Annotated in this window: 22 protein-coding genes; 18 read left to right on the forward strand and 4 right to left on the reverse strand. The window is 72.5% G+C overall.

The window, feature by feature from the left end:
- The first annotated feature begins 97 nt into the window (after positions 1–97).
- From tsaB to ACFYST_RS26945, 5 genes are all read left to right on the forward strand, one after another.
- Positions 98–745, forward strand: coding sequence for a tRNA (adenosine(37)-N6)-threonylcarbamoyltransferase complex dimerization subunit type 1 TsaB (gene tsaB, locus ACFYST_RS26925; protein ID WP_387644532.1), 648 nt, complete (start codon positions 98–100; stop codon positions 743–745).
- Between the two features lie 45 nt (positions 746–790).
- The gene (rimI, locus tag ACFYST_RS26930) at positions 791–1,270 is read left to right on the forward strand and encodes a ribosomal protein S18-alanine N-acetyltransferase (protein WP_387644998.1); all 480 of its coding nucleotides are present in this window, start codon (positions 791–793) and stop codon (positions 1,268–1,270) included.
- Entirely contained in the window at positions 1,263–2,342 is a 1,080-nt protein-coding gene (tsaD, locus tag ACFYST_RS26935) for a tRNA (adenosine(37)-N6)-threonylcarbamoyltransferase complex transferase subunit TsaD (protein WP_387644535.1), read from the forward strand. Before rimI ends, tsaD begins: the two co-directional genes overlap by 8 nt.
- Positions 2,343–2,353: 11 nt before the next feature.
- Positions 2,354–2,599: a hypothetical protein gene (locus tag ACFYST_RS26940; protein ID WP_387644537.1), complete on the forward strand. Its 246-nt coding sequence runs from the start codon at positions 2,354–2,356 to the stop codon at positions 2,597–2,599.
- A 70-nt stretch (positions 2,600–2,669) separates the two neighbouring features.
- Positions 2,670–3,548 (forward strand): polysaccharide deacetylase family protein, encoded by an 879-nt coding sequence (locus tag ACFYST_RS26945; protein ID WP_387866005.1) that lies wholly within the window; start codon positions 2,670–2,672, stop codon positions 3,546–3,548.
- Here ACFYST_RS26945 and ACFYST_RS26950 read toward each other — a convergent pair.
- Both ACFYST_RS26950 and ACFYST_RS26955 read right to left on the reverse strand, forming a co-directional pair.
- Positions 3,524–4,702, reverse strand: a complete 1,179-nt coding sequence (locus ACFYST_RS26950) for a methyltransferase domain-containing protein (protein WP_387866008.1) — start codon at positions 4,700–4,702, stop codon at positions 3,524–3,526. The genes ACFYST_RS26945 and ACFYST_RS26950 overlap by 25 nt on opposite strands.
- A gap of 175 nt (positions 4,703–4,877) precedes the next feature.
- Entirely contained in the window at positions 4,878–5,213 is a 336-nt protein-coding gene (locus ACFYST_RS26955; RefSeq protein WP_387644546.1) for a hypothetical protein, read from the reverse strand.
- Between the two features lie 258 nt (positions 5,214–5,471).
- On the opposite strand from ACFYST_RS26955, the gene groES reads away from it, so the two are divergent.
- The 3 genes from groES to ACFYST_RS26970 all read left to right on the forward strand — a co-directional run bounded on the left by groES (position 5,472) and on the right by ACFYST_RS26970 (position 8,798).
- The gene (groES, locus tag ACFYST_RS26960) at positions 5,472–5,777 is read left to right on the forward strand and encodes a co-chaperone GroES (protein ID WP_014136232.1); all 306 of its coding nucleotides are present in this window, start codon (positions 5,472–5,474) and stop codon (positions 5,775–5,777) included.
- A 100-nt stretch (positions 5,778–5,877) separates the two neighbouring features.
- Positions 5,878–7,512 (forward strand): chaperonin GroEL, encoded by a 1,635-nt coding sequence (gene groL, locus ACFYST_RS26965; RefSeq protein ID WP_387644549.1) that lies wholly within the window; start codon positions 5,878–5,880, stop codon positions 7,510–7,512.
- 284 nt (positions 7,513–7,796) lie between these two features.
- Positions 7,797–8,798, forward strand: coding sequence for a LysR family transcriptional regulator (locus ACFYST_RS26970; protein WP_387644552.1), 1,002 nt, complete (start codon positions 7,797–7,799; stop codon positions 8,796–8,798).
- A 139-nt stretch (positions 8,799–8,937) separates the two neighbouring features.
- On the opposite strand, the gene ACFYST_RS26975 is transcribed toward ACFYST_RS26970, so the two are convergent.
- Positions 8,938–9,264, reverse strand: coding sequence for a WhiB family transcriptional regulator (locus ACFYST_RS26975; RefSeq protein WP_387644555.1), 327 nt, complete (start codon positions 9,262–9,264; stop codon positions 8,938–8,940).
- A 537-nt stretch (positions 9,265–9,801) separates the two neighbouring features.
- On the opposite strand from ACFYST_RS26975, the gene ACFYST_RS26980 reads away from it, so the two are divergent.
- The 4 genes from ACFYST_RS26980 to ACFYST_RS26995 all read left to right on the forward strand — a co-directional run bounded on the left by ACFYST_RS26980 (position 9,802) and on the right by ACFYST_RS26995 (position 14,341).
- A complete protein-coding gene (locus tag ACFYST_RS26980) occupies positions 9,802–10,413 on the forward strand; it encodes a response regulator transcription factor (protein WP_014136228.1) in 612 nt (203 codons plus the stop codon).
- A 198-nt stretch (positions 10,414–10,611) separates the two neighbouring features.
- Positions 10,612–11,331, forward strand: coding sequence for an RNA polymerase sigma factor ShbA (gene shbA / locus ACFYST_RS26985; RefSeq protein WP_387866011.1), 720 nt, complete (start codon positions 10,612–10,614; stop codon positions 11,329–11,331).
- Positions 11,332–11,557: 226 nt separating this feature from the next.
- Entirely contained in the window at positions 11,558–13,060 is a 1,503-nt protein-coding gene (guaB, locus tag ACFYST_RS26990; RefSeq protein ID WP_387644559.1) for an IMP dehydrogenase, read from the forward strand.
- A 162-nt stretch (positions 13,061–13,222) separates the two neighbouring features.
- Positions 13,223–14,341 carry a GuaB3 family IMP dehydrogenase-related protein gene (locus ACFYST_RS26995; RefSeq protein ID WP_387644562.1) on the forward strand — a complete coding sequence of 373 codons (1,119 nt, stop codon included), beginning with the start codon at positions 13,223–13,225 and terminating at the stop codon, positions 14,339–14,341.
- Between the two features lie 69 nt (positions 14,342–14,410).
- Here ACFYST_RS26995 and ACFYST_RS27000 read toward each other — a convergent pair whose 3' ends face one another.
- A complete protein-coding gene (locus tag ACFYST_RS27000) occupies positions 14,411–15,130 on the reverse strand; it encodes a hypothetical protein (RefSeq protein ID WP_387866014.1) in 720 nt (239 codons plus the stop codon).
- A gap of 323 nt (positions 15,131–15,453) precedes the next feature.
- On the opposite strand from ACFYST_RS27000, the gene ACFYST_RS27005 reads away from it, so the two are divergent.
- From ACFYST_RS27005 to ACFYST_RS27030, 6 genes are all read left to right on the forward strand, one after another.
- Positions 15,454–17,109, forward strand: coding sequence for a serine/threonine-protein kinase (locus ACFYST_RS27005; protein WP_387866017.1), 1,656 nt, complete (start codon positions 15,454–15,456; stop codon positions 17,107–17,109).
- A 114-nt stretch (positions 17,110–17,223) separates the two neighbouring features.
- Positions 17,224–18,309, forward strand: coding sequence for a protein kinase (locus ACFYST_RS27010; RefSeq protein ID WP_387644569.1), 1,086 nt, complete (start codon positions 17,224–17,226; stop codon positions 18,307–18,309).
- Between the two features lie 157 nt (positions 18,310–18,466).
- On the forward strand, positions 18,467–20,128 hold the full coding sequence (locus ACFYST_RS27015) for a serine/threonine-protein kinase (RefSeq protein WP_387866019.1): 1,662 nt from the start codon (positions 18,467–18,469) through the stop codon (positions 20,126–20,128).
- A 198-nt stretch (positions 20,129–20,326) separates the two neighbouring features.
- Positions 20,327–21,934, forward strand: a complete 1,608-nt coding sequence (locus ACFYST_RS27020) for a succinic semialdehyde dehydrogenase (RefSeq protein ID WP_387866021.1) — start codon at positions 20,327–20,329, stop codon at positions 21,932–21,934.
- A gap of 34 nt (positions 21,935–21,968) precedes the next feature.
- Entirely contained in the window at positions 21,969–23,729 is a 1,761-nt protein-coding gene (locus ACFYST_RS27025; RefSeq protein WP_387866024.1) for a GMC oxidoreductase, read from the forward strand.
- 62 nt (positions 23,730–23,791) lie between these two features.
- Positions 23,792–25,291 (forward strand): hypothetical protein, encoded by a 1,500-nt coding sequence (locus ACFYST_RS27030; RefSeq protein WP_387866026.1) that lies wholly within the window; start codon positions 23,792–23,794, stop codon positions 25,289–25,291.
- Positions 25,292–25,572: the final 281 nt, after the last annotated feature.

Here is a 25,572-nt window from a genome sequence, read left to right on the forward strand (position 1 = left end):
CCCATCGTGCCAGGTCCGCGACGCCGCTTCGGCCTCTTCCGATCGTGTGTTCCCGGCCGGTGCGGGCACCCTCGCCGGACCCTCTAACCTTGAACGCGTGCTCCTCCTCGCCTTCGACACCGCCACCCCCGCCGTCACGGCCGCCGTCCACGACGGCGAGCGCGTGCTCGCCGAGTCCTACGAGGTCGACGCCCGCCGGCACGGCGAACTGCTGCTGCCCACCATCGGCGCCGTGCTGCGCACCGCCGGTGTGGACAAGCGGCAGCTCACCGACCTCGCGGTCGGCGTCGGCCCCGGCCCCTACACCGGCCTGCGGGTCGGCCTGGTGACCGCCGCCGCGCTCGGCGACGCGCTCGGCCTGCCGGTGCACGGCGTCTGCACCCTCGACGCGATCGCCCACCAGGCCCGCACCGAGGGCCTGGACGAGGCGTTCTCGGTTGCCACCGACGCGCGCCGCAAGGAGGTCTACTGGGCCTCCTACGACGCGTCCGGCACCCGGATCTCCGGGCCCTCGGTGGACCGTCCGGCGGAGATCGAGCCCGGCGGGCGGACGGTCGGCGCGGGCGCGCTGCTGTACGGCCTGCCGGCGGCGAGCGGCCCCGAGCACGTGTCGGCCGGCGCGCTCGCCGACTTCGCGGTCCGCGAGCTGGCGGCCGGCCGCGAGCTGCTGCCGAACGCCCCGCTGTACCTGCGGCGCCCGGACGCGCAGGTGCCGGCCGGCTACAAGGCGGTGCTTCCGGCGTGACGCGCACGGGACTCTCCGGCCGTGGCTAGGTTCTCGCTGCGTCCCATGCGCTGGTGGGACATCGAGCCCGTCATGGCGCTGGAGCACCTGCTGTTCCCCGACGACGCCTGGTCGCGCGGGATGTACTGGTCCGAGCTGGCCGAGGCGCACCCGGGCGGCAGCCGGCACTACGTGGTGGCGGTCGGCGAGGACGACACGCTGGTCGGCTACGCCGGGCTGATGGTGGTCGGGGCGGACGGCGACGTGCAGACCATCGCGGTGGAGGCCGGGCACCAGGGGGCGGGCCTCGGGGCGATGCTGCTGACCGAGCTGATCGAGGAGTCGGTCCGGCGCGGCTGCGCCGAGCTGCTGCTGGAGGTGCGGGTGGACAACCTGCGCGCGCAGCAGCTGTACGAGCGGTTCGGGTTCGAGCCGGTCGGCATCCGGCGGGGCTACTACCAGCCCGCCAACGTGGACGCACTGGTGATGCGTCTGGACCACCTGGCAAGCGATGCAAGCGATCTGAAGGATCATCACAATGGCTGACGAACCGCTCGTCCTCGGAATCGAGACCTCCTGCGACGAGACCGGCGTCGGCATCGTCCGCGGCACCACGCTGCTCGCCGACGCGGTCGCGTCCTCGGTGAACGACCACGCCCGGTTCGGCGGCGTCGTCCCGGAGATCGCCAGCCGGGCGCACCTGGAGGCGATGGTCCCCACCATCCAGCGCGCGCTGGACACCGCCGGCATCAAGGCGAGCGACCTGGACGGCATCGCCGTCACCGCCGGCCCCGGCCTGGCCGGTGCGCTGCTGGTCGGCGTCAGCGCCGCCAAGGCGTACGCGTGGGCGCTGGACAAGCCGCTGTACGGCGTCAACCACCTGGCCTCGCACATCTGCGTCGACCAGCTGGAGCACGGCCGGCTGCCCGAGCCGACCATGGCGCTGCTGGTCTCCGGCGGGCACTCCTCGCTGCTGCTCAGCAGCGACATCACCTCCGACGTGCGGCCGCTCGGCGCGACCATCGACGACGCGGCCGGCGAGGCGTTCGACAAGGTCGCGCGCGTTCTCGGCCTGGGCTTCCCCGGCGGGCCGGTGGTGGACCGGATGGCCCGCGAGGGCGACGGCAAGGCGATCGCCTTCCCGCGCGGCCTGAGCAGCGCGAGCGACCCGGCGTACGACTTCTCGTTCTCCGGCCTGAAGACCGCCGTGGCGCGCTGGGTCGAGGCAAAGCGGCGGGCCGGCGAGCCGGTGCCGGTGGCGGACGTTGCCGCGTCCTTCCAGGAGGCCGTCACCGACGTGCTCACCCGCAAGGCCGTGCGGGCGTGCAAGGACAACGGCGTCGACCACCTGATGATCGGCGGCGGCGTCGCCGCGAACTCCCGGCTGCGCGAGATGGCGCAGCAGCGCTGCGACAAGGCGGGCATCGTGCTGCGGGTGCCGCGGCCGGGCCTGTGCACCGACAACGGCGCGATGGTGGCCGCGCTCGGCGCCGAGATGGTCTGGCGCGACCGCACCCCGTCGGCGTTCGACCTGTCGGCGGACTCCTCGCTGCCGGTCACCGAGACGCACGTCCCGCACACTGACTTCCACGCGCACGCGGCCGAGGCGCTGAAGTGACCCTGGCGGCCATGTGGGAGGCCCGCGCGGCCGACGGGCGGGGGAGCGAACTGCACACCTGGGCGCGGGAGTTCGCGCTTCCCGCGGTGCGTGGGGCGGCCGGCCTGGAACGGGTCGAACTGTTCACCGCGCCCGGCGACCGGGTGCTGATGATCGCGCTGTGGACGGGCGAGCCGCAGCCCGTCCCGGCGCCCCCGGCGGGGCTGCTGTCCCGGCCGGTGCACCACTGGACCTTCACTCGGACGGACGTCGGGTAGGCAACCGCGGGGCAGGTAGCGTTCGTCCTGAACATCGACACGCCTGTAGAGCTGAGAGCGGGGGACACCGGTGAAGAAGAGGGCCCGGATCGGGTACGGGTTGGGCGCGCTCGCCGTGCTGCTGGCGGCCAGCGGGTGCGGCAGCTCCGCGCCCGCCACGAAGTCCGCAGCCCCCGCGCAGCCCTCCGCCGCGTCCTCGGGCGGCTCGTCCGTCCCCGCGTCGGCGCCCGCGCAGGACACCGCCGGGGACGCCGCATGGGCGAAGTGGGGCCTCAAGCCGATGGCCAAGGCGCCCGCGGCGCCCGCCGACAAGCCGATCAAGCTGACCAAGACCGGCACCGTGCCGGTGTTCAGCGAAGTCCCCACCCAGGACAAGGTCGTCTTCATCACCATCGACGACGGGGCCGAGAAGGACCCCAAGTTCGTCCAGATGCTGACCGACCTGAAGGTGCCGATCACGATGTTCCTGACCAAGGACATCGTCAAGAACGACTACGCCTACTTCAAGCCACTGCAGGCGCTCGGCAACACCATTCAGAACCACACCGTCGACCACCCGGTGATGAGCAAGATCCCGGCCGCCAAGCAGAAGTCCGAGATCTGCGACGACCAGGCAGCCCTCACCGAGCAGTACGGCACCGCCCCGTACCTGTTCCGCCCGCCGTTCGGCGACGGCGCCAACACCCCCACCCTGAACACCTCGGTGCAGGAGTGCGGCCCGCGCGCCATCGTGCTGTGGCGTGAATCCATGCAGATCCACGACATGCAGTACCAGTCCGCCGACAAGAAGCTGAAGAACGGCGACATCATCCTCGCCCACTTCCGCGGCCCGTCCGAGCTCAAGGGCGAGAGCATGACCTCGATGTTCGGCGAGATGCTCGCCCGCATCCAGGAACAGGGCTTCGCGGTCGCCCGCCTCGACGACTACATCGCCAAGCCCGTCGGCTGACCCAGCATCATCACCGGGCCGGCCTCGGTACGGGCGACGATCACCGTCACCGAGTTCGGCCCGGACGGCTTCAGCTGCCGCCGCAGCTCCTCCGGCACCACCGACGCCCCGCGCTTCTTGATCACCACGGTGCCGATCCGGCGCTCCTTCACCAGCGCCTTCAACTTCTTGACGTTGTACGGCAGTACGTCGGACAGCTCGTAGGCGTGCGCGTACGGCGTCGGGTGCAGCTCGTCCGAGGTGACGTACGCGATCATCGGGTCGAGCAGCCGGCCGTTCGTCAGCCGCACCACCTCGGCGACCATCCGGCCCCGGATCACCGCGCCGTCCGGCTCGTACAGGTACCGGCCGACCTCGCCCACCGGCGGATCCGGCAGCGCGCCGCCGGCCAGCGAGTGCGGGCCCGGCAGCACCGTCGCCCGGTACGGCTCGGCGGCCCCGGTGCCGAACCACAGCACCGCCTCCTTCACCTCGCCCCGGTCCGACACCCACTCCGCCTCGGCGCCCTCCGGCACCAGCTCGTGCGGGATCCCCGGCGCCACCTTCAACGCGCCGAACGGGGTGCGCCGGGCGGCCTCCACCGCCCAGGACAGCGGCGGCGAATACGCCTCCGGATCGAATACCCGCCCGCGCGAGGTGCGCCGCGCCGGGTCGGTGAACACCGCGTCGAAGCCGTCCGTGTCGATGTCCGCGACGTCCGCGCAGCGCACCTCCACCAGCTCCGCCACGCCCAGCGCCGCCGCGTTCGCCCGCGCCACCTCGCAGGTCAGCTCGTCGCGGTCCACCGCCAGCACCGCGATCCCGGCCCGGGCCAGCGCGATCGCGTCCCCGCCGATCCCGCAGCACAGGTCCGCCAACCGCTTCACCCCGAGCGCCGCGAACCGACCCGCCCGCCACTCGGCCACACTGCGCCGGGTCGCCTGCTCCACCCCGTTCTGGGTGAAGTACATCGACCGGGCGTCCGCCCCGAACTTCGCCTCCGCCCGCTGCCGCAACCGCGCCTGCTCGAACGCGGCCCGCACCAGCTCCGCTGGGTAATCCCGCCGCAGCCGGGTCGCCAGCGCCAGCTCCTGGTCCGCCGTGAACTCCCGCAACTCCGCCAGCAGCGCCTGCCCCTGCTCGGTCAGCAGCGCCCGGAACGACTCGATCTCCACACCACCATTGTCCCCGCCCCGCTCACCCCGTGATCACCCGCAGCGCGATCGCTGCCAGCGCCGTCAACCGGAGCGCATGCCGTACATCCCGCCGTGCGGACGGTCTTCGTCATGTGCCGATGCCGAACCTGGAGTCGGCGCCGTCGCCTGAGCGCCCGTGCACAACCCGGAAGGATCAGAGGCGCAGCACCGAGTGCGCCGCCACCGCCAGCAGCGGCCCCACCGTCAGCAGCGCCAGCGGTGCGATCCGCAGTCCCCGGCGGGCCGGCAGCACCAGGCCGGTCGCCAGCACCATGAGCGCGAGCAGCAGTCCCGACGCGGCCAGCATCAGCGAGAACGCCCCGAGCACCTGCCCCAGCGGGCCGAAGACCGAAGGGTCGGCGACCCACACGTAGCTGAACCTCGCCCAGGTCAGCATGCCCGGCAGCATGGCCAGCAGCGGCACTTCCGCGGCCACCATCCACACCGCGTGGAACGCGTCCTGCCCTGCGGGGCGTCGAGTCTTCGTCATGCGCCGATCCTGGCGCCCGGGCCGGCGCCGCCGCCTGAGTACCGGCACTCAATCGGGGGGTGTGGTGCCGACATCCGACACGGCGTCATTGGCACTCTGGTTGACTGAGTGCTAACGGCGACCTAAGGTCGTTCCTGGCACTCCCCCCAGGGGGAGTGCTAACGCGAAGATGCGTGCCTGACCCCCGCGACGGCAGCTGCGCACCCTCGCCCACCTACCTGATAGACAACCCCGTAATCTCCGAAGGGGAGCTCGGACGTGACCACCAGCAGCAAGGTTGCCATCAAGCCGCTCGAGGACCGCATTGTGGTCCAGCCGCTCGACGCCGAGACCACCACCGCCTCCGGCCTGGTGATCCCGGACACTGCCAAGGAGAAGCCCCAGGAGGGTGTCGTCCTGGCTGTCGGCCCGGGCCGCTTCGAGGACGGCCAGCGTCTGCCGCTCGACGTCGCCGTCGGTGACATCGTCCTGTACTCGAAGTACGGCGGCACCGAGGTGAAGTACCAGGGCGAGGAGTACCTCGTCCTCTCGGCTCGCGACGTTCTCGCCATCATCGAGAAGTAAGACGTCCCCAGCCCGCCCCGGATCCGTGTCAGCACTGACAGGGGCCCGGGGCGCGGTTGTTGCTCCACGTACGCAGACCACACCCTGAGGAAACGGGATCATGGCGAAGACCCTGCAGTTCAACGAGGATGCCCGCCGCTCGCTGGAGCGCGGCGTCAACAAGCTGGCCGACACCGTCAAGGTGACCATCGGCCCCAAGGGCCGCAACGTCGTCATCGACAAGAAGTTCGGCGCCCCCACCATCACCAACGACGGTGTGACCATCGCCCGCGAGGTCGAGCTCGACGACCCGTACGAGAACCTCGGCGCGCAGCTGGTCAAGGAGGTCGCCACCAAGACCAACGACGTCGCGGGTGACGGCACCACCACCGCCACCGTGCTGGCCCAGGCCCTGGTCAACGAGGGTCTGCGCAACGTCGCCGCCGGCGCCGGCCCGGCCGCCCTGAAGAAGGGCATCGACAAGGCTGTCGCCGCCGTCTCCGAGCACCTGCTGTCGGTCGCCCGCGAGATCGAGGGCAAGGACGACATCGCCGCCGTCGCCTCCCTCTCCGCGCAGGACACCCAGGTCGGCGAGCTGATCGCCGAGGCGATCGACAAGGTCGGCAAGGACGGTGTCATCACCGTCGAGGAGTCGAACACCTTCGGCGTCGAGCTCGAGTTCACCGAGGGCATGCAGTTCGACAAGGGCTACCTGTCGCCGTACTTCGTCACCGACGCGGAGCGCCAGGAAGCCGTCCTGGAGGACCCGTACATCCTGATCAACCAGGGCAAGATCTCCTCGATCCAGGAGCTCCTGCCGCTGCTGGAGAAGGTCCTGCAGGCCGGCGGCTCCCGCCCGCTGCTGATCATCGCCGAGGACGTCGACGGCGAGGCGCTGTCCACCCTGGTGGTCAACAAGATCCGCGGCACCTTCAACGCGGTCGCGGTCAAGGCCCCCGGCTTCGGTGACCGCCGCAAGGCCATCCTCGGCGACATCGCCACCCTGACCGGTGGCCAGGTCATCTCCGAGGAGGTCGGCCTCAAGCTCGACCAGGTCGGCCTGGACGTGCTGGGCTCCGCCCGCCGCATCACCGTCACCAAGGACGAGACCATCGTCGTCGACGGCGCCGGTGACTCCTCCGAGGTCGCCGGCCGCGTGGCCCAGATCAAGGCCGAGATCGCCAACACCGACTCCGACTGGGACCGCGAGAAGCTGCAGGAGCGCCTGGCCAAGCTGGCCGGTGGCGTCTGCGTGATCAAGGTCGGCGCGGCCACCGAGGTCGAGCTCAAGGAGCGCAAGCACCGCCTGGAGGACGCCATCTCCGCGACCCGCGCCGCGGTCGAGGAGGGCATCGTCGCCGGTGGTGGCGCCTCGCTGGTGCACGCCGCGAAGGTCCTGGAGGACGGCCTCGGCCTGTCCGGCGACGAGGCCACCGGTGTCGCCGTGGTCCGCCGCGCCCTGGTCGAGCCGCTGCGCTGGATCGCCCAGAACGCCGGCCTCGAGGGCTACGTCATCACCTCCAAGGTCTCCGAGCTCGAGCCGGGCCAGGGCTACAACGCCGCCACCGGCGAGTACGGCGACCTGGTCAAGGCCGGCGTCATCGACCCGGTCAAGGTCACCCGCTCCGCCCTGGAGAACGCCGCCTCCATCGCCTCCCTCCTCCTCACCACCGAGACCCTCGTGGTCGAGAAGAAGGAAGAGGAAGAGGCCGCGGGCCACGGCCACTCGCACGGTGGGCACGGCCACAGCCACTGAGCGTCTGCTGACAGCTAGGCGTTAGGGGCAGCAGCCCCAGGGGCGCGAGGAACTGCGCGACCGGCCATGCACTCTCGTAGTGCGAGGCTGGGACCGCCGGTTCCTCGCGCCCCTTTCGCGTGGGCGGAGGCGGGTGGGGCTGGACGATGGTGGTCGAGTGCGGACGGTGCATGGCTGGCCGCGCAGTTCTCCCCCAGCCCTTGGGGGCTGGGAGGTACCCCCACGCGCCCCTGGTGGTGCTCTCCCTGGATCCGCACCCTGGCTCTCCCTCTAAGGTTGATGGCGTGATTGAAGCCCGCCACCTCCGTGTTCTGCATGCCGTCGCCCGGACCGGGTCCTTTTCTGCTGCGGCGCGGGAGCTGGGGTGCACTCAGCCTGCGGTGAGTCAGCAGATGAAGGCGCTGGAGAAGGCGGTTGACACCCCGCTGGTGGTGCGGTCGGGGCGGGAGATGCAGCTGAGCGAGGCCGGGCGGGTGCTGTTGAAGCATGCGAACGGGATCCTCGCGGGGCTGTCGGCCGCGGAGGAGGAGGTCGCGGCGATCGCGGGGCTGCGGGCGGGCCGGGTGCGCCTGGTCTCGTTCCCGACGGCGAGCTCGACGCTGGTGCCGCGGTCGGTGGCGCAGGTGCGGGCGGCGCACCCGGGGGTGCGGGTCTCGCTGGTGGAGGCGGAGCCCCCGCAGGCGTTGGCGATGCTGCGCGGCGGGGAGTGCGAGGTGGCGCTGGCGTTCCGGTACCCGGATTCGCAGGGCGGTCTGAGCCTGCCGTCCCCGCATGCGACGCTGCGCGAGGCGCGCGCGGAGGCGACGTTGGAGGCGGCGGCGACGGCCGCGGCGAACGACTGGTCGGAGCTGGTGGTGCGGCCGCTGCTGGACGATCCGCTGGTGGGTCTGGTGCCGGCCGGGCATCCGCTGGCGGGCCGGGGCGAGGGCGAGCCGGTGGATCTCGCGGAGCTGGCGCAGGAGCAGTGGATCGCCGGCTGTCCGCAGTGCCGGGGGCACCTGGTGGAGCTGTGCACGGACGCGGGCTTCGCGCCGTCGATCGAGTTCGCCACCGACGACTACCCGGCGGTGGTGGGCCTGGTGGGCGCGGGTCTGGGGGTGGCGGTGCTGCCGGGGCTGGCGCTGGAGTCGGTGCGGCATCCGGGAGTGGTGGCGGTGCCGGTCCGGGTGGCGTCGGGTGAGCCCGCGCGGCGCGAGGTGGTGGCGTTGACCCTGCCGGACCTGGCGGGGGTTCCGGCGGTGGAGCTGATGTTGGACCAGCTCGCGGCGGCGGCTGCGGCCCGCTGAGGCGTTCGCGGAAGGGTCCGGGAACGGACGCGGCGCCGGCCTGGGGCGGGGCGCCGCAGCGTATGCGAAGAAACGTTTTTTCAGTTACTCGAAGAGTCGGTGCGGCGGCAGGGAGTATGCGCGGCCGCTCACCGGGTGTTCAGTGGCGGATGGTCTGCGGCATCGCCAGCGGGACCTGGACCAGCCGGTTGCGGGAGCGGCCGAGCAGTTCCTCGCGCTCGTCCTCCGTCATGCCGCCCCACACCCCGTAGGGCTCGCGGACGGCCAGGGCGTGGGCCGCGCACTGGGCGCGTACCGGGCAGCGCATGCAGACCTCCTTGGCGCTCGCCTCGCGGGAGGTCCGGGCCGCGCCGCGTTCGCCCTCGGGGTGGAAGAACAGCGAGCTGTCGACGCCGCGGCAGGCGGCGGAGAGCTGCCAGTCCCAGAGGTCTGCGTTGGGGCCTGGGAGGCGGGAGAAATCTGCCATGGCTCATTCCCTTCGAGGGCGCGGGACCTGGCGGCTCGGCCGTGGTTGTCCGGCGAGGCTGCGCGGGACCGATACGGACACCTGGAAATATGACTTACACCCAACTACACGGACAAGTCACCCACAGACCGACACAACAGTCAATGACCTAACGGAAGCTATAAAAACGGACAAACGGTGCAATAGGTTTTAAGTCGCACCCTTCCCCGATCGGATGTCCGAAGGGGCGCGGGTCCCGGCCGGAAGGCGTGCGTGGCGCGGGCACCGCGCGCGAGCTGCACAAAAGTGCGGCGTGTGCACCGCGAGGTGGCTCTTGTGTGATGGGTTGGCCACGTACAGTGGTGGAGATGGACCTGAAGCCGTAACTCATTCGAGTGACGGTCGTTGGATGTACGGAGGCGGTCAGCAGGCGCGGGACATCGGGATCGGTCGCGGAGCGAGGCGATCGGAACGGAGTCCGTCCAAGGCGGCCGTGTCGGAGAGGTTCGTACCAGCCAGGAGGCTCAACGTGACGCGGATCAGCTGCGGAGGACGGTCATGACATCCGTACTCGTCTGCGACGATTCCCCGCTCGCCCGGGAGGCGCTGCGCCGTGCGGTGGCGACCGTACCCGGCGTGGACCGGGTGACCACTGCGACGAACGGTGAGGAGGTCCTCCGCCGCTGGGTGGCCGACCGTTCCGATCTCGTTCTGATGGACGTTCGGATGCCCGGACTGGGCGGAGTGGAGACGGTCCGCCGACTGCTCTCGGCCGACCCGGGCGCCCGGATCATCATGCTCACCGTGGCCGAGGACCTGGACGGTGTGGCCCTCGCGGTCGCCGCCGGGGCCCGCGGCTACCTGCATAAGGACGCCTCGCGCGCCGAGCTGCGGGCCACCGTCACCCAGGCGCTGGCCGACCCGACCTGGCGCCTGGCGCCGCGCCGGCTGCGCAGCCCGGACATGGGCGCCGCACCGACCTTGACGGCCCGTGAGATCCAGGTGCTGGAGGGGATGAGCCACGGCCGCAGCAACGCGGAGATCGGCCGCGAGCTGTTCCTGTCCGAGGACACCGTGAAGACACACGCCAGGCGGCTGTTCAAGAAGCTCGGCGCCTCGGACCGCGCGCACGCGGTGGCGCTCGGCTTCCGTTGGGGCCTGGTCCGCTGAGCGGGTGCGGCGACAACTGCGCTCGCTCGGACGTGTGACGTTGTGGTCCCGAGGCTGCACCATGGAGTAGTGGAGCACCTCGGGGACCAGCGGACAGGCAGGGGAGGCGGCACGGTGCACCCGGCGACGCATAACGTTCCGATGCACAAGTCCGGACGCGGTGCCGCGTTTTCCGGTCCGACCAGGCACCATGGACCGATGCATGACGACGAGGAGGCCGCCGGGACCGATCCGGCACAGCCCGCCCCCGAGGGTGCGGCTGCTGGTCCGTCGTCGGCACCGGAGGGCCGGCCGGCGGGATCCGACGGTGCGTCGGGTGCGGGTGGCCGTCCGCAGAACGCGGGTGTGACGTCGCCCGAGGAGGCCGCGCTGGTCGCGGCCGCGGTGCGTGGGGACGGTCCGGCGATCGAGGCGCTGCTCGGCTACGTGCTGCCGCTGGCGCTGCGCTACTGCCGGGGCCGGCTGCTCCGGCTGCCCGGCGGGGCCCGGCACCATGTGGACGACGTGGCGCAGGAGGTGTGCGTCGCGGTGCTGTGCGCGCTGCCCCGCTACCGGGACACCGGCCGCCCGTTCGAGGCCTTCGTGTACGGGATCGCCGCGCACAAGATCGCCGACCTGCAGCGGGCCGCGATGCGCGGGCCCGGTTCGACGGTGATCCCGCCGGACGACCTGCCGGAGACGCCGGACGACTCGCTCGGCCCGGAGGAGCGGGCGCTGCTGTCCAGCGACGCCGCGTGGATCAAGGAACTGCTGTCCAACCTGCCGGCCCGGCAGCGCGAGCTGGTGCTGCTGCGGGTGGCGGACGGGCTGTCGGCGGAGGAGACCGGCGAGGTGCTCGGCATGTCGCCGGGCGCGGTGCGGGTGGCCCAGCACCGGGCGCTGTCGCGGCTGCGGGCGCTGGCCGAGGAGTCCGGCTAGCCGGTTCGCGCGGGGGAAGAAGCGCGGGGGCGCGCGCGTTGTCAAGAGGGCGCGACGACGCACCCCGCGGCACCAGTACCATGGGGTATCGGCGCCTGGTCGGGTCGCCAAAGTTTCTCCGGTGTGCGCGGTCCTCGGTTGGAGGATCGACCGAACGCCGGGCTTGGCGGCCGAGAGAGCCCTGGCGCCCGTGCGCAGAACGACGGCCCGCCACGGAAGGTTCCCCATGTCTTACAACGCCGCCGGCGTACCCGAGAAGTTCGCGATGCTCGGACTCACGTACGACGACGTCCTGCTGCTGCCCGGGGCCTCCGAGGTGCTGCCCAACCAGGTCGACACCTCCTCGCGGATCTCCCGGAACGTGCGGGTCAACATCCCGCTGCTGTCGGCGGCGATGGACAAGGTCACCGAGTCCCGGATGGCGATCGCGATGGCCCGGCAGGGCGGCGTCGGCGTCCTGCACCGCAACCTGTCGATCGAGGACCAGGTCAACCAGGTCGACCTGGTGAAGCGCTCCGAGTCCGGCATGGTGACCGACCCGATCACGGTCGGCCCGGAGGCCACGCTGGCCGAGGCCGACGCGCTGTGCGCCCGGTTCCGGATCTCCGGCGTGCCGGTCGCCGGCCCGGACGGCAAGCTGCTGGGCATCGTCACCAACCGTGACATGGCCTTCGAGACCGACCGCAGCCGCAAGGTCGCCGAGATCATGACGCCGATGCCGCTGATCACCGGCAAGGTCGGCATCTCCGGCGAGGACGCGATCGCGCTGCTGCGCCGCCACAAGATCGAGAAGCTGCCGCTGGTCGACGACGAGGGCCGGATCAAGGGCCTGATCACCGTCAAGGACTTCGTCAAGGCGGAGAAGTACCCGAACGCCGCGAAGGACGCCGAGGGCCGGCTGCTGGTCGGTGCCGCGGTCGGTGCGTCCGCCGAGGCGTTCGACCGCGCCCAGGCGCTGGTCGGCGCGGGCGTGGACTTCCTGGTGGTGGACACCTCGCACGGTCACTCGCACAACGCGCTGTCCTGGATCTCGAAGATCAAGTCCGCCGTGTCGGTCGACGTGGTCGGCGGCAACGTCGCCACCCGGGACGGCGCGCAGGCACTGATCGACGCGGGCGTTGACGGCGTGAAGGTCGGCGTCGGCCCCGGCTCGATCTGCACCACCCGCGTGGTGGCCGGCGTCGGCGTGCCGCAGGTGACGGCGATCTGGGAGGCCGCGCAGGCGTGCCAGGACGCGGGCGTCCCGATCATCGGCGACGGCGGCCTGCAGTACTCCGGTGACATCGGCAAGGCGCTGTGCGCCGGCGCCGACACCGTGATGCTGGGCTCGCTGCTGGCCGGCTGCGAGGAGTCGCCGGGCGAGCTGCTGTTCATCAACGGCAAGCAGTTCAAGTCCTACCGCGGCATGGGCTCGCTGGGCGCGATGCAGACCCGCGGCCAGGCCAAGTCCTTCTCCAAGGACCGCTACTTCCAGGCCGAGGTCTCCTCGGACGAGAAGCTGATCGCCGAGGGCATCGAGGGCCAGGTGCCCTACCGCGGCCCGCTGTCCGCGGTGCTGTTCCAGCTGGTCGGCGGCCTGCGCCAGACCATGGGCTACGTCGGTGCCGGGTCGGTCGAGGAGATGCAGACCAAGGGCCGGTTCGTCCGGATCACCTCGGCGGGCCTCAAGGAGAGCCACCCGCACGACATCCAGATGACGGTCGAGGCGCCGAACTACAACGCGCGCTGACCCGAGTCCCACCGGAGCCGCCCGGCCCGCAGTTCACCCTGCGGGCCGGGCGGCTCCGGTGTTCGGTGCGCCCCTGTCGGGGGGCAAAGGGGTCGTACGGGATACTTGGGGGGCGACCGGGGTGACCCGGTCGGGAGATGGAAAGCAGCAGAAGGGCTCGAAGTGACTGAGATCGAGATCGGGCGAGGCAAGCGCGGCCGCCGGGCGTACTCCTTCGACGACATCGCCGTCGTCCCCAGCCGCCGTACGCGTGACCCGAAGGAGGTCTCGATCGCTTGGCAGATCGACGCCTACCGGTTCGAACTGCCGTTCCTGGCGGCGCCGATGGACAGCGTGGTGTCGCCCCAGCAGGCGATCGCGATCGGACAGCTGGGCGGCCTGGGCGTGCTGAACCTGGAAGGCCTGTGGACGCGGTACGAGGACCCGCAGCCGCTGCTGGAGGAGATCGCGTCGATCGCCGACGAGGCGGACGCGACCCGGCGCCTGCAGGAGGTGTACTCCGCGCCGATCAAGGCCGAGCTGATCAAGCAGCGGATCAAGGAGGTCCGTGACTCGGGTGTGGTCACCGCCGCGGCGCTCTCGCCGCAGCGCACCGCCGAGTTCTCCAAGGCCGTGGTCGACGCCGGCGTCGACGTCTTCGTGATCCGCGGCACCACGGTCTCCGCCGAGCACGTGTCGGGTGCGGCCGAGCCGCTGAACCTGAAGCAGTTCATCTACGAGCTGGACGTCCCGGTGATCGTCGGCGGCTGCGCCACCTACACCGCCGCGCTGCACCTGATGCGCACCGGCGCGGCCGGCGTGCTGGTCGGCTTCGGCGGCGGCGCCGCGCACACCACCCGCAACGTGCTGGGCATCCAGGTGCCGATGGCGACCGCCGTGGCGGACGTCGCGGCGGCCCGTCGCGACTACATGGACGAGTCCGGCGGCCGCTACGTGCACGTGATCGCGGACGGCGGCGTCGGCTACAGCGGCGACATCCCGAAGGCCGTCGCCTGCGGCGCGGACGCGGTGATGATCGGTGCCGCGCTGGCCCGCGCCACCGACGCGCCCGGCCAGGGCTACCACTGGGGCATGGAGGCCGTCCACGAGGAGCTGCCGCGCGGCAAGCGGGTCCACCTGGGCACCGTCGGCTCCACCGAGCAGATCCTGGCCGGCCCGTCGCACACCCCCGACGGCACCATGAACCTGTTCGGCGCGCTGCGCCGGGCGATGGCCACCACCGGCTACACCGAGCTCAAGGAGTTCCAGCGGGTCGAGGTCACGGTCAACTCCGGCCACTGATCGCTCCGCTGATTCCGCTGATACGGAAAGGGCCCCTGCCATACGGCGGGGGCCATTTTCGATGTGGCGTCAGGACTTGCCGGACTTCACGGTCATGCTGACGCCCAGGAACGCGCCGAGCACGATGAAAAGCACCGAGAACAAGTCGAAGGCTTCCTTCCAGACGTCGACCAGAAGGGAGAAGTGGTCGAAGAGCAGGGCCGTCACCGACATGCTGGTGTGCTCGTGGGCGATCAGGGCGATGCCGAAGATCTCGCCGAAGAACAGGCCGACCACGGTGAGCAGCCCACCGAGCGGCGGCAGCAGCGGGTGCTTGCCGCCGACCTTGCCGACGGTGGCGCCGATGGCGGCGGCCATGCCGAGCACCAGCCAGACGAACTCGCGGTCGGTGGCCTTGGCGATGAAGCCGTACAGCAGGCCGCAGGCCAGCGTGACGCCGACGCCGGCCAGCACCGCGAGCGGCACGTTCTTCGGGCCGGCGTTGGCGCCGGCCACCGGGACGCCCGCGCCCCAGGGCTGGCCCTCGGCCGGGGCGGACTGGTCGGCCTGGCCGTAGGGGGCCTGGCCGTACGGGGCCGGGGGCTGGCTGGGCTGGCCGTACGGGGCCTGCGGCGGGGCGGCCTGGGCGTAGGGGGCCTGCGGGGGCTGGCCGTACGGAGTCTGGGGTGCGCCTGACTGGCCGGGCGGGGCCTGCGGCGGCTGGCCGTACGGGGCCGGGGGCGGGGTGGCCTGGCCGTAGGGGGCCTGCGGCGGCTGGGCGTAGGGGTTGGTCGGATCGGGCGTGGTCATTTCGGATCCCCCCGTTGTGATGGCATGAAGAGCGCGCAGAGGTTAGCAGGCGCACGGAGCGCTTGGACAGGGGTGCGGCAGGCTTCGGACGATCACCGGTGACGGGGCGGTCGGGACCGGTCGTTTTCGGTCGCCGGAGTGGTGCGGAAGAGACACAGGGGGCGCACGGGGCGCGGCGCGGGTGGGGGTGGGTGGTCGGACGGGGCGGAGACAGGGGATGATGGTGCCCCGGCGTGCGACCGCCGCCCGCAGTGGTCCGACAAGCCGTCAGGTCTCGGCCGGGCGACCGGCGAGGGCCGCAACACCATGGGGAGAGCGCACCGATGACGCAGCCGCAGGAACCGACCGGCCGCCTGCTGGCGGACCGTTACCGGCTCGGCGAGGTGCTCGGCCGTGGCGGTATGGGCACCGTGTGGCGGGCCGAGGACGAGATGCTCGGCCGGGTCGTCGCGGTGAAGGAGCTCCGGATGACCGGGGCCGTCGACGAGGCCGAGAAGCGCCGGCTGATCGTCCGCACCCTGCGCGAGGCCAAGGCCACCGCCCGGATCCGGCACACCGCCGCCGTCACCGTCTTCGACGTGGTCGAGGAGGACGGGCGGCCGTGGATCGTGATGGAACTCGTCGACGGCCGCTCGCTGGCCGACGTGGTCCGCGAGGACGGCGCGCTGACGCCGGAGCGGGCCGCCGCGATCGGGCTCGACCTGCTCGGGGTGCTCGGCGCCGCGCACAGCCAGGGCGTGCTGCACCGTGACGTGAAGCCGTCCAACGTGCTGATCGGCGAGGACGGGCGGACCGTGCTCACCGACTTCGGCATCGCCAGCGTCGAGGGCGACACCTCGATCACCTCCACCGGCATGCTGGTCGGCGCGCCCTCCTACATCGCGCCCGAGCGGGCCCGCGGGCAGCGGCCCGGCCCGCCGTCCGACCTGTGGTCGCTCGGCGGCACGCTGTACGCGATGGTCGAGGGCGTCCCGCCGTACGACCGGGGCTCCGCGCTGGCCACGCTGACCGCCGTGATGACCGAGGAACTGCCGCCGCCCCCGCACGCCGGGCCGCTGCTGCCGGTCATCGAGGGGCTGCTGGAGAAGGACCCCGCGAAGCGGATGGACGCGGACACCGCCCGCGAAATGCTGCAGCGGATCGTCGCCGGGAAGGCGCTGCCCGAGCCGAAGCCCGCCGCCGCCGCGAAGCCGGCCGAGCCCGTCGCCGCCGAGACCGCGACCCGGGCGCTGCCCGCCGACCCCGCCGCCGGCGCGGAGACCGCGGTGGTGGCGCGCGGCGGGGATTCCCGCCGGCGCACGCTGCTGGCCGTCGCCGCGGTGGCCGCGGTGCTGGCGCTGGTCGCTGCGCTGGTGGTGCTGTGGCCTGCCGAGAAGGGCGGCGGGGCGAGCGCCCAGGACAGCGGCGGGAACACCGTCGCACCCGTGCAGCCCTCCGAGACCGCGAGTAGCTCGCCGTCCGCGAGCCCGAGCGCCAGTGCGTCGGCGGAGCCGAGCGAGTCGCCCGGGCCGACGCTGAGCCCGGGTCAGGTCCCGGACGGGTACCGGGTCTACAAGGACCCGTCCGGTTTCAGCATCACGCTGCCGGAATGGATGGCCGACAAGGGCGCGGACTACCGCTCCACCAGCCGGCAATTCGAGGGCAACGGGCTGCGGCTGGTGGTCGACTGGCAGTCGCCCGCCGGGGACAGCGCGCTCAAGGACTGGCAGGCGTCCGACAAGTCCGCGACCATGAAGGACTACCGCCGGATCCGGGTCGAATCGGTGGCCTACCGGGGCTGGAGCAACGCCGCCGACTGGGAGTGGACCTACACCGGCAAGAGCGGCACCCTGCTGCACTCGCTGAACCGCGGCTTCGTTACCGGCAACGGCAAGTACGGCTACGCGATCTACTGGACCATGCCGGAATCCGTGTGGTCCGCGCCGGACGGCTCGCTGGCCCGGCGGATCTCCTTCGAGAGTTTCCAGCCGGCGCCGTGAGCCGGACGGAGCGTCTCCGGCGGCTGGACACAAGGGAGTTGAAAGACCGCACCGGGAGGTGGCGGGTGCGGCCCGGGGCCGTAGGCTGGCGGGACTACGGCGTGAGGAACAGGCATGCGAACGGCCCCGGGGCAGGTGGTGGCCGGGCGGTACCGGGTGACGGACCGTCCGGACGATGAGGTCGGCGTGCCCGCGGTGGACGGGCCCAGCGGCGCCCGGGTGCGGCTGTTCGCCCTGGAACTGCCCGAGTCACCGGTGCTCGGCGGGACGGCACCCGCCTACGGGCCGCAGCTGACCGCCCGGGTCGCGCAGGTCGCGGCCGCCGCACCCACCCACCCGCGGCTGCTGCGCGGGCTCGCCGCCGGACCCGAGGGCGAACTGCTGTGGGTCGCCGAGGAATCGGTGGCCGGAGCGCCGCTGGAGCGGCTGATGGGCGACGGGCCGCTGTCGCCGTACCGGGTCGCGGAGATCGGCGCCGACCTGGCCGGGGCGCTGCGGGCCGTGCACGGTACCGGACTCACCCACGGCAACGTCACCGCCCGCACCGTGCTGATCTGCGAGGACGGCGCGGCGATGCTCGGCGGCCTGCTGCTCGGCGCCGCCGAAGAAGAACTGTGCGCGGCGCTCGGCGGCGAAGTGCCGCGCCGGGTGTACGAGACGCGCGCGCTCATGCTCGGACCGCTCGCCGAGCGCTGGGCGATCGACGCGGGCGCACCCGCCGACACCTGGGCCCTCGGCGTGCTGCTCTACCGCCTGCTCACCGGCCACGGCCCGTACCCCGAGCACGACCTGCCGACCCTGCTGGCCGCCGTCCGCGACGGCCGCCACCACCCCGCCGACGGGTGCGGCCCGCTGCGGTCGCTGGTCGAGCGGCTGCTGCGCCCGGACGCCGCCGCGCGGCCCGACGCGTTCGCCGTCCAGCAGGAGCTGCGCGAGCTGCTGGTGTTCGCACCCGAGCCGTACCCGGACGGCCCGCCCGCTCCGCCGATGCCCGCGCCCCGCACCGAGAGCGCTCCGCCGGCGGCCCGGCGGCCGCGCGGCGCCCGCCCGAAGAAGCGGCCGCCGACGGCCCGTCAAGGTGCCGCGCCCGCCGGGCGTCCGCCGCGGATACCCGCGCGACTGCTCGGGCCGCTGGTGGTGGTGGCGGTGCTGGTGCTGATGGTCGCGGCACTCGCCGGGATCGTTCTGGTCGCAGGCTGAAAGCGGTCGGTCACCGTGCGATTCGCAAGCCGGGGTGTGATTCCCGCGCGGCGCCGCGCAGCCTAGGCTTGCCTTCGAACCGTCGGTGCGAGCAGGCACACGAGGTGCCACGACCTCGTCCGACCGACGGTGGGGGGTCATCGAAGGGGGGACGGTCATGGGCGCACAGGACCAGTCGACCGACCGTCTGCTGGCCGGGCGGTACGCGCTCGGCGAGCGCCTGGGACGCGGCGGGATGGGGACCGTCTGGCGGGCCAGGGACGAAATGCTGGACCGGGAGGTCGCCGTCAAGGAATTGACGGTCAGCCACCTCTCGGAAGAGGACCTGGAAATGCTTCAGTCCCGGATGAAGCGTGAGGCCCGGGCCGCCGCCCGGATCAAGCATCCGGGCGTCATCACCATCCACGACGTGCTCGAACAGGACGGCCGGCCGTGGATCGTGATGGAACTCGTCGACGGCCGTGCGCTGTCCGAAGTGATCAGCCAGGACGGCACCCTGAGCCCGCGTGAGGCCGCCGAGGTCGGCCTCCAGCTGGTCGCCGCACTGCACCGCGGCCACCAGCTCGGGGTGCTGCACCGGGACGTCAAGCCCGCCAACGTGCTGATCGAACACGGCACCGGACGCGTCGTGCTGCTCGACTTCGGCATCGCCAAGTTCGAGGGCGCGATGGAGATCACCCGCCCCGGCGACCTGGTCGGCTCACCCGACTACCTGGCCCCCGAACGGGCCCAGGGCCAGCGGCCCGGACCGGCCTCCGACCTGTGGGCGCTCGGCGCGACGCTGTTCCACGCCGTCGAGGGCCAGTCGCCGTTCCGCCGCGACAGCCCGCTCGGCACCCTCACCGCCGTCGTCGACGAGCCGCTCCCCGAATCCCGGCGGGCCGCCGCACTCGGGCCGGTGCTGGCCGCGCTGATGGCCAAGGACCCGGCGGAACGGCCCGGCGCCGACGAAGCCACCAAGATGCTTCGCGAGGTCGCCGCCGGACAGACCGTCAGCATCCGCGTGCCGGCCCAGGCCGGCGAGGAACGGCAGCCCACGCAGGCGGTGCCGCTGGGCGACCGGGTCGAACCTGCCGAGAGGGCTGCCGGGGCGGCCGCCGGGGCGGAGACGGTGACGCCGGGGCGGGTGCCGGTGCAGGGCGGGGCGACGGAGACGGTGGCGCCGGCTGCGGCTGCGGCTGCGGCTGCGGCTCCGGCTCCGGCTCCGGCTCCGGCGGTTCGGGGCGGTCGGAAGCGGCGGATGCTGATGGTGCTGGCCGCCGTGCTGGCGCTGGCCGTCGCGGGTGGAGGCGGGTTCTACTACCTGGACCACCGGCACAAGGGCCAGGGCGGAGAGGTTTCGTCCGGCGTCGTCGACCCCGCGCTGTCGCCTCCTCCCACCGGCTACACCTGGCAGGAGGACCCGGCCGGATTCCGCTTCCCGCTGCCCAGCGACGGCAAATGGGTGCGCAGCGAGGAAGGCACCCAGATCTACTACTCGCCCGACGGCCGCGACCACTACCTGCAGTTCGCGGTGACGGTCGGTCAGCCGCTCTCGCCGCAGGAGCACCTGCTGCAGCTGGAGGCCTCGCTCAGCAAGAGCCAGCGGGACTTCCAGACCAGCAGCCTGGCCGCCGCGAGGATCAACGACCAGGAAGGCGCGGTGTGGGAGTTCAGCTTCACCACGCCGAGCGGCGTCCGCCGGCACGCGAAGGAGGCGGAGTTCCGGCGCAGTGACGGGACGTCGTACTCGGTGTACGTGTCGGGGCCGGAGAAGGACTGGACGCAGAGCCTGCGGCGCTTCACGACGGTGCTCAACAAGTTCACGCCGACGAAGTGAGACGGCGGCGGGCCGCGACCTGACAGCGAGGGTCGCGGCCACGTGCAGGTCATTGGCCGTGGCGCGATCCTGCCGACGGGGGTCTTCCGCTTCGCGCAGTTCTCCCCTGGGGGCTGGGAGGTGCCCCCACGCGCCCCTGGCTCGAATGAGTGTTACCGGCGGGTACACAAGCGGGCGTCGAGCGCCTAGGCTGCCCGCATGACGGAGAGCACGAGCCAGGTTCGGCGCAATCCTGTGGCCACGGGTGCGGCGCGTACGGTTGCTTCGGCGGTGCCGGCGGCGGTGGTGGCGCGGTTGGTGAAGGGTGTGACGGCGTCCGGGGAGGGCGTCGTGGAGACCCTGGCGCCGTTGACCGGGGAGGTGCTGGCGGCGCTGCCGGTGTCGGGGACGGCGGATGTGGACCGGGCGTTCACGGAGGCCCGGCGGGCGCAGCCCGCGTGGGCGGCGCTGTCGGTGCGGCACCGGGCGGGGGTGCTGCTGCGGTTCCACGATCTGTTGCTGCGGCGGCAGGACGAGGTGCTGGACCTCATTCAGGCGGAGACCGGGAAGGCCCGGCTGCATGCCTTCGAGGAGGTCATGGCGGTCGCGTCGGCGGCCCGGCACTACGGGCGGATGGCGTCCTCGTACCTGAAGGACCGCCGTCGTGGTGGTGCGGTGCCGGGGCTGACGAGCGCGGTGGAGGCGCGGCGGCCCAAGGGTGTGGTCGGGCAGATCTCGCCGTGGAACTACCCGTTGGAGCTGTCCGTCGGTGACGCGCTGCCGGCGCTGGTCGCGGGCAACGCGGTGGTGAACAAGCCGGACACCCAGACGGCGCTGACCGCGTTGTGGGCGCGGGAGTTGTTCGTCGAGGCGGGGCTGCCGCCGCAGGTGTGGCAGATCGTGCTGGGTGACGGCCCGGTGGTGGGGCCGGAGGTGGTGGAGCGCGCGGATTACGTGGCGTTCACCGGTTCGACCCGTACCGGCCGGGAAGTGGCCCGGCGGGCTGCCGAGCGGCTGGTCGGGGCCTCGCTGGAGCTGGGCGGCAAGAACGCCATGCTGGTGCTCTCCGACGCCGACCTGGACAAGGCCGCGGCGGGTGCGGTGCGGGCGTGCTTCTCCTCCGCCGGGCAGCTGTGCATCTCGATCGAGCGGCTGTACGTGCACCGGTCGGTGGCGGACGCGTTCCTGGCGAAGTTCGCGGAGCGGACGTCCGCGCTGCGCCTGGGTGGCGGTCTGGCGTACGGCGCGGACATGGGCTCGCTGGTGTCGGGCCGTCAGCTGGAGACCGTGACCCGGCACGTCGAGGAGGCGGTCAAGGCCGGGGCGACGGTGGTGGCCGGTGGGCAGGCCCGGCCGGACCTCGGGCCGCTGTTCTTCGAGCCGACCATCCTGGACGGCGTCACCCCCGAGATGGCGGTGTGCTCGGAGGAGACCTTCGGCCCGGTGGTGTCGATCTACCGGTTCGACACCGAGGACGAGGCGGTCGCCGCCGCCAACGCCACCCCGTACGGCCTGAACTCCAGCGTGTGGACCAGGGACACCGGCCGGGGCCGCAAGGTCGCGGCCCGGCTGCGCACCGGCACCGTCAACGTGAACGAGGCGTACGCCGCCGCGTACGGGTCGGTGGCGTCGCCGATGGGTGGCATGGGCGACTCGGGGCTCGGCCGGCGGCACGGTGCGGAAGGCATTCTGCGGTACACCGAGGCGCAGACCATCGCCGTGCAGCGGCTGCTGCCGATCGGCCCGTCGATGGGTATGGACGACCAGAAGTTCGCCGAGTTCTTCACCACCGGCCTGAAGGTCATGAAGGCGTTCCGCCTGAAGTAGCAGGGCAGTTGCCGTCGCTTGCCGAGGAGGGGCAGTGTCGTTCGACTACGACGTCGTGGTGGTCGGTTCGGGCTTCGGTGGTTCGGTCGCCGCGCTGCGGCTGACCGAGAAGGGGTACCGGGTCGCCGTCCTGGAGGCCGGGCGCAGGTTCGGCCGCGACGAGCTGCCCACCACGTCCTGGGACACCCGCGACTACCTGTGGGCGCCCGCCGTCGGCCTGTACGGCATCCAGCGCATCCACCTGCTGCGCAATGTGCTCATTCTGGCCGGGGCGGGCGTCGGCGGCGGCTCGCTGAACTACGCCAACACGCTGTACGTGCCGCCGAAGCCGTTCTTCGAGGACCGGCAGTGGCGGCACATCACCGACTGGCAGGCCGAACTCGCCCCGTTCTACGACCAGGCGCAGCGGATGCTCGGGGTCCGGCTCAACCCGACGATGACGCCTTCGGACGTGCACCTGAAGGCCGCCGCCGAGGCGATGGGCTGCGGCGACACCTTCCACCTGGCCCCCGTCGGGGTGTTCTTCGGCGACGGGCAGGACGGCACCGGCGAGGCCAAGGCCGCGCCCGGCAGCGAGGTCGACGACCCGTACTTCGGCGGGGCCGGCCCGAAGCGCAAGGCGTGCACCGAGTGCGGGGAGTGCATGACGGGCTGCCGGCACGGCGCGAAGAACATGCTCACCGAGAACTACCTGTACCTGGCGGAGCGGGCCGGCGCCGAGATCCTGCCGCTGACCACCGTGAAGCGGCTGCGCCCGCACGGCGACGGCTACGCGGTGGACGTGCTGCCCACCGACGCCCGCACCCGGCGGGCGAAGAAGGCCGGCGCCCGCACCATCACCGCCGAGCGGGTGGTGGTCGCGGCCGGTACGTACGGCACCCAGACGCTGCTGCACCGGATGCGCGAGGGCGGGCTGCTGCCCAGGATCTCCGCCAAGCTGGGCCACCTCACCCGCACCAACTCCGAGGCGCTGGTGGGCGCGCAGACCTCCGACCGGCGTTACGGGGAGCGACCCGACTTCACCCGCGGCGTGGCCATCACCTCGTCCGTGCACCCCGACGAGAACACCCACATCGAGCCGGTCCGCTACGGCCGAGGTTCGAACGCGATGGGCGCGCTGTCCGTCCAGCAGGTCAGCGGGGCGGGGCGCGGGCCGCGCTGGCTGCGCTACCTCGGGTCGGTCGGCCGGCATCCGTGGATCTTCGCGCAGTCGATGAACCAGCACCGCTGGTCGGAGAAGACCATCATCGGCCTGGTGATGCAGTCGCTGGACAACTCGCTGACGGTGTCCCTGAAGAACGGCAAGCTGACCTCCCGGCAGGGTCACGGCGCGCCCAACCCGAACTACATCCCGGCGGCGGAGGAGGGGGCGCGGGCGCTGGCCGCGTCGATCAACGGTTTCCCCGGCTCCACCGTCGGCGAGATCTTCGACATCCCGCTGACCGCGCACTTCCTCGGCGGCTGCCCGATCGGCGACAGCGCCGAGACCGGTGTGGTCGACCCGTACCACCGGCTGTACGGCTACCCGGGGATCAGCGTGGTCGACGGCTCCGCGGTCTCCGCCAACCTCGGCGTCAACCCGTCGCTGACGATCACCGCGCAGGCCGAGCGCGCCATGTCGATGTGGCCCAACCGCGGCGAGGCCGACCCGCGCCCCGAACAGGGCGCCGACTACCGGCCCGTCCGGGCGGTGACCCCGGCTCAGCCCGCCGTGCCCGAAGGGGCGTTCGGGGCGTTGCGGCTGCCGCTGCTGGCCGTGCCGAAGGTGCCGGGCAGGGCAACTGACGCCGATTGACATCGCCGGACGGCCGATGGGATAAACGGGCACCCGATCGAACCACCCCCGGGGGGACCGTCATGCCCATCTGCCCGTCCTGCGGAGCGGCTGTCGCCGGTGCCGTGGCGACCTGCGCGAACTGCGGACACCCCACCGGGCCCGCCGTCGTGCCGCCGCCCGCGATCGGGGAAGTGATGGTGGACGAGACCGCCGCGCCCGGTCCCTCCCCGTGGGGCTCCGGCCGGATACACCAGGACCGGCAGTGGCCGACACCGTCCCGGGGCTGGCTGACCGCCGGCCGGGTGCTGCTCGCCCCGACCGCGCTGCTGGTGGTGCTGGCCACGCTCGGCAGCACCATCGCGGGCCGCGGCGGCAGCGGCGTGGACGACGACCCGGCGGTGCGCTGGACCGTCCACACCTTCCAGATGTGGCTGCAGCTGACGCTGACCGCGTTCGGCACGCCCTGGCGGAACAGCAACTCCAGCAGCTTCGGCTCCTCCACCTCCGGCATCCACGTGCTGCCGTACGCGGTGGCGTTCGGCTGGCTGGCGCTGCTCTGGCTCGGCCAGCGGCTGACCGCCCGGGCCCGCGCCGCGGCCGGCGCCGCCGAGCCGACCGGGCCGGCGGCCGGCGCGCAGGCGCTGCGCACCGGCGCGCTGTCGGCGGTCGCGGTGCTGCTGCTGGGCTGGCTCTCCACCGGCAGTTCGCACGTCGACGAGGATTCGCTCTCGCTGAGCATGCAGGTCACCACCGGTCCGGCGATGCTGCCGCTCGGGCTGTCCGGGTTCCTGGCCGCGGCCGCGGTGGTGCTGGCCGTGGACGGGCAGGGCGCGCTGCGTGCCGAGGCCGCGCGGCGCCGGTGGCTGGGCGGCTGGCTGCTGGCGTGGCAGCACGCGGCGCGGGTGGTCGGGGCGCTGCTAGTGCTGCTCACCCTGATGTCGGTGGTGATGCAGGTGCTGGTCGACCAGCCGTTCCCGCAGTCCACGTTCCGGGCGCTGACCGTCAACGGCGGCGTGTACCTGTTCGGTGTCGGCAGCGGCGCCCGGGCCGGGGTGGGCGGCCTGCGCGGCGGGCACGAGGGCACCTTCGCGCTGTACGACCTGGGCGCGCACGGCGGGCAGTGGTGGCTGGCGGTGGTTCCGGTGCTGCTGGCGGCGCTGGCGCTCGGCTGGTCCGCGCACCGGGGGCGGCTGACCCAGCTGGACCGGGCCCGGCTGGCCGTGCTGTACGCGGTGCTGACGGCGGCGCTGGTGCTCGGCACCTCGATCTGGCTGAGCGAGAGCAGCACCATCAAGGGACAGGTCCACGAGGCCCGGATCGAACTGCTCGGCTGGTCGGTGACCTCGGTGGTGGTCGCGGCCGCGGCCTGGGCGGTGTTCGGCGCGCTGGTGGTGCCGGCGGCGCTCGACGCGGTGCGGCGCACGCCGGTGCCGGTGCGCGTGCCGCTGCCCGCGCAGGCGGCGGACGAGCCGGACGGCATCGTCGGGACGGTCGAACTGGTCGCCGAGGAGCGGCCGCTGGTTGGACAGGTCGACGTACTGGACTCGCACGCTGCCTACCGGCGGCCCGACGCGAGCTGAGCCCGGACCGGGCAGGACGCCGGCCGAGTCCGGACCGGGCCGGACGCCGGCCGAGCCCGGACAGGGCAAAGGGCCCCGCGGGGGAACGGGGCCCTTTGTCGGCCAGCACTCGGCGTCAGGGCCGCGCCGCGTGCTGGGTGACGGCGCCGGGGGAGGAGCGCCGTCGGGGAAATGGTTCTGAGCGCGCCCGAGGCCGATGGGCCTCACGGAGCGTGAGAGTCGGGCCGTTCGCGCCAACGGTCCGAGAGTGCGGCGGGGTGTGTGGTGGCCCCCGTCCTGCA

The organism is Kitasatospora sp. NPDC004614 (genome assembly GCF_042873675.1).
GTDB lineage: Bacteria > Actinomycetota > Actinomycetes > Streptomycetales > Streptomycetaceae > Kitasatospora.